The organism is Chryseobacterium sp. TB1-D10 (genome assembly GCF_059803555.1).
In genome coordinates this window covers 303,263-316,163 of the sequence record NZ_JAPFHB010000004.1, presented here as the reverse complement: position 1 = coordinate 316,163, position 12,901 = coordinate 303,263, and the positions used below count along the sequence as shown (strand labels likewise).

10 protein-coding genes and 3 tRNA genes are annotated in these 12,901 nt (G+C 35.6%); 12 read left to right on the top strand and 1 reads right to left on the bottom strand.

Features of this window, described 5'->3' with window-relative positions; genetic code table 11:
* Position 1: 1 nt before the first annotated feature.
* The 3 genes from OPU68_RS08005 to OPU68_RS07995 all read left to right on the top strand — a co-directional run bounded on the left by OPU68_RS08005 (position 2) and on the right by OPU68_RS07995 (position 372).
* A tRNA-Lys gene (locus tag OPU68_RS08005) sits at positions 2-74 on the top strand.
* 35 nt (positions 75-109) lie between these two features.
* Positions 110-192, top strand: a tRNA-Leu gene (locus OPU68_RS08000).
* 107 nt (positions 193-299) lie between these two features.
* A tRNA-Lys gene (locus tag OPU68_RS07995) sits at positions 300-372 on the top strand.
* Between the two features lie 101 nt (positions 373-473).
* Here OPU68_RS07995 and panC read toward each other — a convergent pair.
* Positions 474-1,319: a pantoate--beta-alanine ligase gene (gene panC, locus OPU68_RS07990; RefSeq protein ID WP_498473494.1), complete on the bottom strand. Its 846-nt coding sequence runs from the start codon at positions 1,317-1,319 to the stop codon at positions 474-476.
* Between the two features lie 303 nt (positions 1,320-1,622).
* On the opposite strand from panC, the gene OPU68_RS07985 reads away from it, so the two are divergent.
* The 9 genes from OPU68_RS07985 (at position 1,623) to OPU68_RS07945 (ending at position 12,897) form a co-directional block, all read left to right on the top strand.
* Positions 1,623-2,393 carry a glycogen/starch synthase gene (locus OPU68_RS07985; protein ID WP_498473493.1) on the top strand — a complete coding sequence of 257 codons (771 nt, stop codon included), beginning with the start codon at positions 1,623-1,625 and terminating at the stop codon, positions 2,391-2,393.
* Positions 2,394-2,408: 15 nt separating this feature from the next.
* Entirely contained in the window at positions 2,409-3,986 is a 1,578-nt protein-coding gene (locus OPU68_RS07980) for a DUF4270 family protein (protein ID WP_498473492.1), read from the top strand.
* Positions 3,987-3,996: 10 nt separating this feature from the next.
* A complete protein-coding gene (gene glmS / locus OPU68_RS07975) occupies positions 3,997-5,850 on the top strand; it encodes a glutamine--fructose-6-phosphate transaminase (isomerizing) (RefSeq protein ID WP_498473491.1) in 1,854 nt (617 codons plus the stop codon).
* 106 nt (positions 5,851-5,956) lie between these two features.
* Positions 5,957-7,393 carry a T9SS ring complex lipoprotein PorK/GldK gene (porK, locus tag OPU68_RS07970; protein WP_498473490.1) on the top strand — a complete coding sequence of 479 codons (1,437 nt, stop codon included), beginning with the start codon at positions 5,957-5,959 and terminating at the stop codon, positions 7,391-7,393.
* Between the two features lie 34 nt (positions 7,394-7,427).
* Positions 7,428-8,105 (top strand): type IX secretion system motor protein PorL/GldL, encoded by a 678-nt coding sequence (gene porL / locus OPU68_RS07965; RefSeq protein ID WP_498473489.1) that lies wholly within the window; start codon positions 7,428-7,430, stop codon positions 8,103-8,105.
* Between the two features lie 47 nt (positions 8,106-8,152).
* The gene (gene porM, locus OPU68_RS07960; protein WP_498473488.1) at positions 8,153-9,721 is read left to right on the top strand and encodes a type IX secretion system motor protein PorM/GldM; all 1,569 of its coding nucleotides are present in this window, start codon (positions 8,153-8,155) and stop codon (positions 9,719-9,721) included.
* Between the two features lie 51 nt (positions 9,722-9,772).
* A complete protein-coding gene (porN, locus tag OPU68_RS07955) occupies positions 9,773-11,008 on the top strand; it encodes a type IX secretion system ring subunit PorN/GldN (RefSeq protein WP_498473487.1) in 1,236 nt (411 codons plus the stop codon).
* Positions 11,009-11,065: 57 nt separating this feature from the next.
* Complete coding sequence (locus OPU68_RS07950; RefSeq protein WP_498473486.1) at positions 11,066-12,097, top strand: NAD(P)/FAD-dependent oxidoreductase; 1,032 nt, start codon at positions 11,066-11,068, stop codon at positions 12,095-12,097.
* 86 nt (positions 12,098-12,183) lie between these two features.
* Positions 12,184-12,897: a phosphoadenylyl-sulfate reductase gene (locus OPU68_RS07945; protein WP_498473485.1), complete on the top strand. Its 714-nt coding sequence runs from the start codon at positions 12,184-12,186 to the stop codon at positions 12,895-12,897.
* Positions 12,898-12,901: the final 4 nt, after the last annotated feature.

Genomic DNA, 12,901 nt, shown 5'->3' with positions numbered 1-12,901 from the left:
CGACTCGGTAGCTCAGCTGGTAGAGCAATACACTTTTAATGTATGGGTCCTGGGTTCGAATCCCAGCCGGGTCACAAAGCAAAAATCCGTAGCGATACGGTTTTTTTTTGCCTGCGTGGTGAAATTGGTAGACACGCCATCTTGAGGGGGTGGTTTCCTAAGGATGTGCTGGTTCGAGTCCAGTCGCAGGCACTGCAAAAAATAAGAATGAAAAATTAAAGAATTAAGTTCTCTCATTTTTCAAAAACCAAAAACAATTTTTTAATTATTAATTCTAAATTATTAATTAAAAAGTGGCCGACTCGGTAGCTCAGCTGGTAGAGCAATACACTTTTAATGTATGGGTCCTGGGTTCGAATCCCAGCCGGGTCACAATTTACGCAAGTAAATTTTTTTCATATTAATATTTTGTGATTTGGTGTAGGAACTTCTTGAATAAAGAAGTTCCTTTTTTTTTGTCCAAATTTTAAATTTTAATCCAAATGAAGATTGTCGATTAATCTTACATTGCCAACATTCACAACGATGAAGGCACGGAAGTTTTTGTCCTCAGAAAAGAAATCTACTTCTTTCAAAGTTTTCTCATCTGCAATCAGAAAATATTCAAGTTCCATATCTTCTCTCTGAAAAATATCTTCAACTCTGGTTTTAATTTCAGGAACAGAAATAACCCTGAACCATTCATTCACCTTTTTCAAAGTTTTGTAAATAAGAGCTGATGTTTCTTTTTCGATTTCAGAAAGACGCATATTTCTCGAACTCATTGCAAGACCGTTTTCTTCCCGATGAATTTTTACACCGTGGATTTTAATATTCATTTCGGAAAGTTCCACAAGTTTTTCGATAATCTTAAGTTGCTGGAAATCTTTTTCGCCGAAATAGGCATTGTCTGGTTCTACCTGTAAAAACAATTTTTCAACTACAGTTCCAACGCCATCGAAATGTCCTGGCCTGGCAGCGCCTTCCATCTCGTTTTCGATTCCTCCGAAGTAATAATGCTGCCTTTCCATCCCATCTGGGTAGATCTCTTCAACTCTGGGGATATAGACGGCATCTACAAGATTTGAATCTTCCAATTTCTTTATATCATCTTCCACAGTCCGTGGATATTTTTCCAGATCTTCAGGATTATTAAATTGTGTTGGATTTACAAAGATAGAAGAGATAACAGTATCGTTATGTTGTCTTGCTTCTTTGTAGAGCGAAATGTGACCTGCGTGTAAAGCGCCCATTGTGGGTGCAAATCCAATTGTTTTGTGTTGTTCCTTTTGTGTTTTTATATATTCTTTAAAAGAATTTTTGTCGTAAAAGACATTCATTGTGTTGCTATTTTAGTAAATCAAAGATAATGTTTTTTGGAATTTCTCACATCCGGCGATTTTTAAATAAATACGATTTTGATCTTAAACTAATGTAACTGAAATTAATAATAGCCTTTTTCAGAATTAGTGGCATTATTATAATATATCATATTCAGTAAATTAACACTTTTAAATGATTAACTTATTGATAGTTAGTGTATTTTAAATAACTGTATTAATATTAATGAAAATAAATATTTTGATTTAATTTTTTGTATTTTTGCAAAATGAAGATTTTATACTTCATTTAAAGTAAATTTTATGCCTAATCAAAAGATTTTATACGTTACTACAGAAATGTTCCCTTATCAAGAAGACACTAATATGGGAAGTTTGGTACACAAAATGGCGCTGAAAATGCACGGAAGTGGTAACGATGTCAGGGTTTTTATGCCCAGATTCGGACAGATAAGTGAGAGAAAATTCCAACTTCATGAGGTTATCAGACTTTCCGGGATGAACATTATTATCAATGACCTGGATCAGCCTTTGATTATTAAAGTGGCATCTTTGCCAGGCGAGCGTCTGCAGGTTTATTTTATTGATAATGAAGAGTATTTCAAAAGAAAACAATATTATCACGATGACGAAGGAAAAGCATTTGAAGATAACAATGAAAGAGCTGTTTTCTTTGCAAGAGGCGTTATAGAAACCATAAAGAAACTAAATTGGGTTCCGGATGTAATCCACCTGAATGGCTGGATGTCCGCACTGATTCCTATTTATCTGAAGACTTATTACAAAGATGATACTTACTTCAATGATACCAAAATTGTACTTTCTGTCTACAACGAGGATGATATTGAACTAAACAACAATACAAAAGATATTTTGGCTTTTGATAATATTTCTGATCTGCAATCGTTAGATAATCCAAGCTTTCTGAACTTTGTAAATGACAGTATGCAGTATGTAGATGTGATTGTAAAAGGAAATGAATTCTTAGAAGAAAAGTTAGAAGAAGCTTATGGAAAAGCAGATGCCGAGAAATCGGACTATTTGAATGCTGATTCCATAGCAACAGTTTATTAATACTATTTTTTTATAATGATAAAAATAAAAACTTTGATGAAGATGATCCCGTTTTTGGTAATGGGAATGTTGGTTTTAAATTCTTGTGAAGGCGAATTGGATGATCTTGGATCTCAACTGGTAGCGGCGAATGGATCTGAGGGTTATGATAAAGCTTTCAGTCTTATAGCTTATAATATTAGTAACAAAGATACAATCCAAGCAGATGCTTCCAGATTGGATAGTATTAGACTGGGTGCTTTTAAAGAACCTGTTTTTGGTGGCCAAAAAGTGTCTTACATTACTCAAGTTAGATTAAATGCATACAATCCTGATTTTGGAACAAATCCGGTTATTGACTCCGTGGTTTTAACTTTGAAACCAAAATATGAATCTGCTACAGATTCCGTTAAGACATCCACCAATGAAGATTATATTTATCCAGATGGAGCAGTTGCAGCAAAAAAAATTGTTACGACATATCCTGTAAGTAAATATGGCAGGACAAAAATTAATGGTAAGACACAATTTACAATCAAAGTAAATGACGTTAATGATTTCTTAGGAGCAACAGCTGACAAACTATCATCTGGTAAAGTGGTTTCATTGGGAACAGAAATTGGATCAAAGGTTTTTGACGGAACTGTAAATTCTGTAGTCGTGACAAAAGACTCAGATGCTTCTGAATTGCTTAATAGAGCAATTTCTTTTCGTATGAAATTGGATAGCGCTTTTTTCCAAAACAAAATAATTGCTAAAAAGGGAGACCAGGTTCTTAAAGATGCTGCATCTTTTATTAGATATTTCAAAGGAATCAGTATTTCTGTTGCAGAAGATGATGGCTATCTGTTTTCTATGGCACCTAATGATGCAGGAATTATTATATACTATAAGAATGATGTGACAGCCACTAACGGAACAATTACTCGTACAAAAGCAGAAGTTGCTATGAACCTTGGTTCTGGGAATGTTCACCTAAGCAAGATCATCTACGACAGACCATCTACGTATCCGGTCTCTTCTGTTTCATCACCAAATGATGTAGCCGGAGATCAGTTGATCTATGCTCAGGGAATGGGCGGTGCCAGCTTTGGTATTAAAATACCTGCAGCTACAATTAAAACATTAAAAGATCAGTACAGAGATGAAAAAATTGCTATCGTCTCAGCGAAAATTAGACTTTACAATGATGATATAACTTGGGCTAATTCTTATAAAAAACCAGGTAGTATGCTGGTGAAAGAAAAAGATTCTACGAGGTTTCTCCCCGATATGACTGATTTGGCTAACGCAGGATATTCATTAGTGAAAACAGGTAATCTTTCGACTAAAGAAGCTTATTATGACATCGGCATAACCTCTTCTCTGAAAAAAATCATTGAGGATGGTAATTATGATCCTGCGAAGATTTCTGATAAAGACTTTACCCTTAATATTGGAAGCTATATCAGCGATCCTTCTACAGGACTTCTTTTAGGACAAAATTATAACAACAGAGCATATACTCCTTTCCGTATTGTTCTAAAAGGAACTGATACTCAAAATGTAGGTGGGGAGATTTCAGGTAAAAATTCCAAAGTGGCTCAGTTAAGATTAATATATACCAAAAAATAAAGCTAATAATATGTGTGGAATCGTAGGTTATACAGGTTTTCGTGATGCTTATGAGATAGTGATCAATGGATTGCGTCGTTTAGAATATCGTGGTTACGACAGTGCCGGAGTTGTTTTAGAAACGGAGAAAGGAGAATTTGAAGTAAAAAAAACAAAAGGTAAAGTTGATGATCTTGTAGCAATTTCTAAAGCTTTAAAGAATACCTCTAAAATAGGAATGGGACATACAAGATGGGCTACCCATGGTGTTCCAAGTGATAATAATTCCCACCCTCATGTTTCTAATAGCGGGAAGATAGCATTAGTTCACAATGGTATCATTGAAAATTATGATACGATTAAAACAATGCTAATCAATAAAGATTTTGATTTTAAATCTGAAACTGATACAGAAGTTTTAGTAAATCTTGTCCAGTATTTTATGGACAAAGAACCAACATTGGAATTCCCCGAAGCTGTGAGATATGCTTTGAATGAGGTTTATGGAGCTTATGCTGTTTCTGTAATGCACGAAGATTTCCCTGGTCAACTTGTAGTGGCAAGATTGGGATCTCCTTTAGCTATCGGAATTGGCGAAAGCGAGTTTTTTGTAGCATCAGATGCATCTCCATTCGTTGAATTTACGAAAGAAGCTGTTTATCTGGAAGAAGGACACATGGCAACCATATCTCTAGAATCCGGAATTGATATCAGAACTATAAAGGAAAATACAAAAATTGAACCTGCAATACAAGAATTAAGACTTAATCTTGAGCAGATAGAAAAAGGAGGATATGAGCATTTTATGTTAAAAGAAATCTTCGAACAGCCAAAATCAATCCTTGATACGATGAGAGGAAGATTGCTTGCTGAAGAAGGAATCATTAAAATGGCTGGTATCTGGGATCATCTGGAAAGATTGACTAATGCAGAAAGAATTATCATCATTGCTTGTGGTACTTCCTGGCACGCAGGACTCATCGGAGAATATTTGATTGAAGAGTTTGCACGAGTTCCTGTAGAAGTTGAATACGCTTCAGAATTCCGATATAGAAATCCAATCATTAGTTCCAAAGATGTGGTAATCGCTATTTCACAATCCGGAGAAACTGCCGATACAATGGCGGCAATTAAGCTGGCTAAAGAAAAGGGTGCTTTTGTTTTCGGAATTTGTAATGTTGTAGATTCTTCTATTGCTAGATATACAGATGCCGGTGCATACACGCACGCAGGTCCCGAGATTGGTGTAGCTTCCACAAAAGCTTTTACAGCCCAACTTACTATTCTGTCTTTGATTGCTATCAAATTGGGCAATCATAACGGCAATTTAGGAAAAGCTGACTTTATGAGATTAATTACAGAATTAGAAGCAATTCCTAAAAAAGTAGAAGATGTTTTGAATTCTGTTGATGGTGTCGTAAAAGAGATCGCATCCAAATTTGCAGATGCTACCAACTTTTTATATTTAGGACGAGGTTATAACTTCCCTGCTGCATTAGAAGGTGCACTTAAACTAAAAGAAATTTCTTATATTCATGCGGAGGGTTATCCGGCAGCAGAAATGAAACATGGTCCTATTGCTTTGATTGATGAGAACATGCCAATCGTGATCATTGCTCCAAAAATTGGACATTATGATAAGATTGTAAGCAATGTTCAAGAGATCAAGGCTAGAAAAGGGAAAGTGATTGCAGTCATTAATAAAGGTGATACACAGGTTGCAGCAATGGCAGATTATATTATAGAAATCCCTGAGACTTCTGAGTGTTTTTCGCCTATCTTAGCATCAGTGCCATTACAACTTCTTTCGTATTATATTGCAGTAGAAAGAGGTGCAAATGTTGACCAACCGAGAAACCTTGCAAAATCTGTAACCGTAGAATAATTTCATTCTTTGTGAAATATTCTTTAACAAATTACGTTTTGAATAAAAATTGATAATTATTCATAAAAAAAATTATATATTTACCGCTTAATTTCTTTAAAATAGGATGAAAAGGATATTACTAATATTATTATCAACATCAGTTATTGTTTCTTGTTCCAAAGGGAATAAAGGAAGTGCTGGTAAGCCCGGTCTTAAGGGAGAACTTGTTCCGAGAGGATCCTCAAAATCATTTGTTGCAGAACGACCTTATGGGATGGTTCCAATACCAGGTGGCGCATTTGTAATGGGTATGGCTGATCAGGATTTTTCAGCAACGCCGGAAAAAGCAATGCCCAAAACTGTTACGGTATCTTCCTTTTTTATGGATGAAACAGAAATTACTAATGCAGAATATAGATTATTCATCAATGCAGTTAGAGATTCTATTGCCAGAGGATTGTTAGCTGAAGCAGCAGGCGAAGGCGGAGGAGACGGTGAAGGAGGAAATGGTGGCTCAATTGGTGATTTTGCTTATGCAGCTAAAAAAACTGGGGACGAAGCTACACCTTACCAAAAATATATGGAGTCACAAGGTGGCAGAGAAGGAGGGGAAGGTACTTATGATGAATCTAAAAAACTGGATTGGAAGGTTCCTGTTCAGTGGAATACATCGGCTTATCCAGATGAGAAATATGCAGAAGTTCTTGAATCAATGTATTTACCAGCTGATAAAAGAATCAACAATGAAAGAATTATTGACTGGTCCAAAATCAAGTATAGTTATCAGTGGGAAGATGTAATGTCTGCCGTTAAAGATAAAAATAGAGGTGCAAACTACCTTAAAAAAGAAAGTATTGCGATTTATCCGGATACCACAGTTTGGGTAAAGGACTTCAGTTATGCTTACAACGAGCCTTTGTTTGATCAGTACTTTTGGCATAATGCCTATAAAGAATATCCTGTAGTTGGTGTAACTTGGGATCAGGCGAGAGCTTTCTGTGATTTCAGAACAAAATTGAAAACCGACTTTAATAGCAGTCTAAAAAAGAAGAAGCAAAAATCAATGAGATTCCGTCTTCCAACAGAGGCAGAATGGGAATATGCAGCAAAAGGTGGCATTCAGAATGCAACTTATCCTTGGGGTGGGCCATATTTGCAGGATGACAGAGGATGCTATCTGGCAAACTTCAAACCGAAGAGAGGTAATTACATAGAGGATGAGAAAAAAGCTAATTATACTTATACTGCACCTGTAAAGAAATTTGCGAAAAACGGATACGGATTGTATGATATGGCTGGTAACGTTGCAGAATGGACGGAGTCACCTTACAATACCTCTAGCTCAGAATTTTCTTCCTCATTAAATCCAAATCTTTCGAATCAGGCTTATAAAGAAGATAAAAAAACGGTTAGAGGAGGATCTTGGAAAGATGCAGGATACTTACTAATGACTGGTTACAGAGATTGGGAAAGAAAAGATTCTGCAAGAAGTTTCATTGGTTTCAGAACTATTCAGGACATTCCTTCAGGAGCTGGAAAATTTAAAAGAACAACTAAATAATTAACTAACTATTACTAACTAAAATCTAAAAAACATGTTTAAAACTAAAGATTCAATAACGAATTTTGTCTATTCATTTGGTGCTGCTATCGTAATCTTGGGGGCTTTATTCAAAATGACTCACTGGAGTCTCGGTCCTATTACAGGTAACGTTGCACTTGCTGCTGGTTTGATCACAGAAGCACTTATTTTCTTATTTTTTGCATTCGATCCGCCAAAATCAGAAGAAAACTATGCTTGGGAAAATGTTTACCCAGAATTATTGGATGAAACTGCAGAAAGACAGCCAAAAAAAGTTGTTAACAAACTTGAGAATAAAGAATTAGAAGTTTCATTGTCTGATAAACTTGATAAAATGCTTGCTGATGCAAAACTTGATGTTAGCTTATTCGAAAGATTAAGAGGAGGAATTGATAAATTCTCATCATCTGTAGATCAAATCAACCAAACTGTAGACGTTTCTGCATCTACTCACAAATACAACGAGCAACTTAATATGGCTGCTTCTCATTTGGAAAGTATGAATGCTTTGTACGCGCTTCAATTAGAGCAAGGTCAAAAGCAGTCAGAATTCAGTAAAAAATATGTAGAAGATATTCAAAAATCTGCAGCACATTCTGAAAAATTCAACGAAGAACTACAAGGACTAACTGGTAATCTAAATAATCTTAATAGAGTTTATGGTGGTATGCTTAGCGCAATGAAGTCTTAATCACTATCATTTTAATTTTTGTTTAACAATTAATTTAATTTATTAAAATGGCAGGAGGCAAACAGACACCACGTCAGAAGATGATCAACCTGATGTACTTGGTTTTCATCGCGATGCTAGCGATGCAGATCGATCAGGAAATCATCAGATCATATAAAGACACAAATCAATCACTTACAGATACGAGATTGATAGTTGAGAAAAAAAATGACGATATCTTCGAGAAAACTTTGGCAGCTAAGGCTGTATCTTCTCCGGAAAATTATCAACCCCTTTTGGATCAGTATAAAACTTTGAAAGTTAAAACCAATGATTTGGTTTCTTTTATTGATGGGTTAAAAAACAAAATGAGTCTTGAGGCTGAATATAATTCAGACTTAGTTGTTGAAGAAAGTTTTACAGCTCTTAATAATACGGAGCCTGCTACTACTACTTTTTTCAAAGATGGTGATGAGAAAACATTATCACCACAATCTATAGAATTGAAGACCAAAATTGATGATCTTAGAAATTACATCACCACTACTTTTGGATCTAATCCTCAATTAAAAGATGTGGCGAAAAGAGCTTCTGATCACTTAGTAGCTGAGTTTCCTAAAGGAGACAAGAGAGCAAACAAAGGATGGACTCAATACAAATTTTATAATCAGCCGCTAGTTGCTGCATTGTCTAATCTTGAAGTGATCCAGTCAGAAGCTAGAAACCTACAATCAGATGCTTTGACATCTATGTTGCAGGAAAAAGTGGATGCTGATATCAAATTTGATGCTTATGAGGCTTTAGTTTCTGGACCTAGTTCAGTTATGAAAGGTGAACCAGCAGAAATCAAAGTGGCAATTGGAACCTTCGCAAGTTCCGTTCCTGGATTAGCAATTACTGGTGCTAGAGTTGTGAATGGTCAGGGTATCATTACACCTGCAACAGGAGCAGTTGGAGAACAGAAATTTGCAGGTCAGATTTCATTTACGGATAAAAATGGTAAAGTTCATACACTTCCTTATGCTCATACATTGAACGTTGTTTCTGGTGCAGAAGCATTGAAAGAACAAAGTGGTGCAATTTTGGCAGCGGACAAAATGAATGTACTATACAGAGGCTTACAAAATCCGGTTTCTGGATCTATCTTAGGAGCAGATCTTAATGCTACCACATTATCTGCAGCTGGCGCAGCTGTAAGTGGTGGTAAAGGAAAATGGATGGTTACACCAGGGTCAGGAACAACTGTAAAATTGACTATTTCTGGAAAATCTCCTAGTGGTAAAATGATTACTCAAGGTTTTGATTTCAGAATCAAAAATATTCCGCCACCGAGAGGTCAGATCAGAGGTGCAAGTTATGTATCTATGCCTGCAGCTTCTATATCTAAGCAAGTACTTACGGCAACATTGCCAGACTTTGATTTCCCTGTAACATTTGATGTTGTAAGTTTCAAAGTTAAAGTTTCCGGAAAACCGGTAATGCCAATCAACGGAAGCTCTTTAGGACAAGTTGAAGGTCTTACAAAAGGACTTAGAAGCGGAGATGTTGTTACGATTTTTGATATTCAGGCGAGAGCCAATGGTTTAAATGGAGTTGTTCTTCCAAATATTGGTAACGTTATTGTAAACGTACTTTAAAAAAGAACTATAAAAAAGTTTGATTGATTTTTTTACTATTCAATATTTATTATGAAAAAGATTATATATAGTTTAATTTGCCTTTCCTCAACAATGGTTTTTGGTCAGAATAGTATTCTTAATGCTAGCTCTCCCCAAACATTCAGAGAAGAGCGTGAAGCTAAAAAAGACAGTATAGGAAAACCTCTTAAATACAGCTTTATAGAAGATAAAGATATCTTAAGAAGTATGGTAGTATGGGAAATTATTGATATGAATGACAAAATCAATCAACCTTTTTACCATAACTCTGACGGATTGGTTTCTCAGAATAAATCACTTTACCAAGTTCTATTAGATGCCGTGAACAATGGCAAAATAAAAGAAGTGTATCAAAGTGATGATTTCACAATGAGACTTACACCAGAGCAAATCGTATCTGCAACTTCCGCAGTACAGGTGGCTGATTATTTTTCTCAGACCTTGAATGAGAATAAAATTGAAGAGTCTGCGGCTAATGGATTGAAAAAATATTTCACTTCAGCTATTAATTCTACAGATGCTGATATTAGTTCTATCAAATCATTTTATGGCTCTAGATTGGAAGATGTTCTTGTGCTAAATGACGGAACTGCTCCTGTGGTAGAAGAAACACCAGCAGAGGTAACAACAACTACAACCAAAAAAGGTAAGAAGAAAAAAACAACGAAGAAAGCAGCACCAAAAGCAGTAAACATTGCGCCTGGAACTGTTCTTGTAAAATTGGATGGCAGTTGGTACAAAATCAACAGAAATGATATTTCTTCAAATGTTGACAAAATTGTAACTGGAACTGAGAAAGTGAAAGCACTTAAGTTGATGGGTATGTGGTATGTAGATAAGAGAGATACTCAACTTAGATACAGATTGCTTGGTATTGCTGCAATGGGAGAAGACCCTAATGCTGCAAAATTAAGAGCATCCCAAGCACAAGCTTTGGCAGAAGCTGGTCAGCCAGTAGAAAACTTGGCAAGTAGTGCTGATGATTTAATTGATCTTTTCTGGATCTATTATCCTGATGCAAGACAAGTTTTGACAAGCAATTATATTTTCAATGCAAAAAATTCAAGCTCTGATATTAGCTATGATGATGTTTTGAACCAAAGAAGATTTTCTGCAGTTATCTATAAGTCCGATAACGGTCTGGGTAGAGGAGGAAGCGGAATTATCGATGAATATATCCCAGCTGATGCGGACGGACAATTGGACGAAAGCGACAGAATCAAAGCGCAGATCCTTCAAATGGAAAACGATTTGTGGAATTACTAATATTTCTCATATCCCAAATAGAAAAACCTGAGTATCTTTACTCAGGTTTTTTATTTTATGTCTCAGGTAGATTATATTATTGTCGGTGCAGGTTTTGCTGGTTTCTTTCTGGCGCATCAGTTGCAGAAGAGAAACAAATCTTTTGTATTATTCAATGGTCATCAAACGTCGGGATCGCATATTTCTGCCGGCGTTTGTAATCCGGTTATTCTCAAAAGATTCAGCACTTTCTGGAAATCCAAAGAACAGATGGATTATCTGGAGACTATTTTTTCCGAGATTGAAAAATACACAGGAATGAATTATATTATAAACGAACCTGTTGCTCGGATTTTTCATGACGAATCAGAGAAGACACAATGGTTGAAAAATTCTCTTAAAGAAGACTTGAGACCCTTTTTAGATAATAATTTTATTAAATTAAAATCTGTAGAAAATCCTCTTGAATCTGGAATTGTAAAAAATTCTTGTAGAATTGATGTCGAAAATTTTTTCAAAGATTTATATAATTATTTTAACGAAAAAAACTTAATTATTAATGAATCTTTTGATCACAAATCCATTGATACGAAAAATTCAACTTACAAGGATTTTAAATTCGGAAGTATAGTTTTTTGCGAAGGAATCCATGTCAAAGACAATCCCTATTTTAATACAATTCCGGTTTTACCAAACAAAGGTCATTGCTTAGAAGTTAAAATTGATCAAGCCATTGATCCGTACATTATCAAGAAAAAACATTTCCTATTTTCACTGTCAGACAACCGATATTATTACGGCGGAACTTACGACCGTTTTGACCAATCAGAAGACATCGATCCAGAGTTTATTGAAGAATTAGAAACAGGGCTCAAAGCATTTTATAAAAATGATTATTTAATTACCAAAGTAAAAACGGCATTCCGTGCAACTGTAGATGACAGAAGACCGATCTTAGGAACACATCCTGAGTTTAAAAATTTGCATATTTTCAATGGTCTGGGTGCTAGAGGCGTCCTGAATGGAACTTATTTTTCTAAAGTAATGTTAGATTATCTGGAGAATAAAGTCCAGCTGGATTTCGAGATTGATGTGAAAAGATTTTATTAAATGATTTCTTTTTACCGATTCATATTATACTAATTTGGTAAGATATATCTGAATCATTAACTTTGCCGACAGCAATGCGTAAAAAAATGAATGAAGATTTAAAATCAGTCTTTCGCACCCTTTTAGACAATAATATTCAGAATGAATGTATTGATGATGCTGTCAGTTATCTTACGAGACTATTCCCAGACAAGATTTGTTTTTCAACAAGTTTCAGTATGGAGGATCAGGTAATTACAAGTTTTGTAAAAGATCTGGATGTCAGGATTTTTACACTGGACACAGGACGTCTTTTCGAAGATACCTACAACACGTGGAATTTGACACGATCAAAATATAAAGTGAATATCAAAGCATTCTATCCGAATCAGGAAGAACTGGAACCGTTCATTCAGGAAAAAGGTCCGGATTCTTTTTATACCTCGGTGGACAATAGAAAAACCTGCTGCAACATCAGAAAAGTACAGCCACTAAAAAGGGCTTTAAAGGATAATAAAATCTGGATCACAGGTCTAAGAGCGGAACACTCCCCAGACCGTGAAAATCTACAGCAACTGGAATGGGATGAGTCCAACCAGATCATCAAGTACCATCCGCTATTGTTCTGGACAACAGAAGAAGTCAAAAATTATATCAAAGAAAAGTATATTCCATACAACATTCTTCACGACAAAGGCTTTGTAAGCATCGGTTGTGCGCCTTGTACAAGGGCAATCCAGCCGGGAGAAGATTTCCGTGCCGGACGATGGTGGTGGGAAGATGCCAGCAAAAAAGAATGCGGACTTCACGTCCACAAATAACAAT

Coding starts and splice junctions, on each gene's coding strand:
- porN (WP_498473487.1), top strand. CDS start 9,773: ATGAAAAAGATTATATATAGTTTAATTTGCCTTTCCTCAACAATGGTT.
- OPU68_RS07945 (WP_498473485.1), top strand. CDS start 12,184: ATGAATGAAGATTTAAAATCAGTCTTTCGCACCCTTTTAGACAATAAT.
- porK (WP_498473490.1), top strand. CDS start 5,957: ATGAAAAGGATATTACTAATATTATTATCAACATCAGTTATTGTTTCT.
- porL (WP_498473489.1), top strand. CDS start 7,428: ATGTTTAAAACTAAAGATTCAATAACGAATTTTGTCTATTCATTTGGT.
- glmS (WP_498473491.1), top strand. CDS start 3,997: ATGTGTGGAATCGTAGGTTATACAGGTTTTCGTGATGCTTATGAGATA.
- panC (WP_498473494.1), bottom strand. CDS start 1,319: ATGAATGTCTTTTACGACAAAAATTCTTTTAAAGAATATATAAAAACA.
- OPU68_RS07950 (WP_498473486.1), top strand. CDS start 11,066: ATGTCTCAGGTAGATTATATTATTGTCGGTGCAGGTTTTGCTGGTTTC.
- OPU68_RS07980 (WP_498473492.1), top strand. CDS start 2,409: ATGATAAAAATAAAAACTTTGATGAAGATGATCCCGTTTTTGGTAATG.
- porM (WP_498473488.1), top strand. CDS start 8,153: ATGGCAGGAGGCAAACAGACACCACGTCAGAAGATGATCAACCTGATG.
- OPU68_RS07985 (WP_498473493.1), top strand. CDS start 1,623: ATGCCTAATCAAAAGATTTTATACGTTACTACAGAAATGTTCCCTTAT.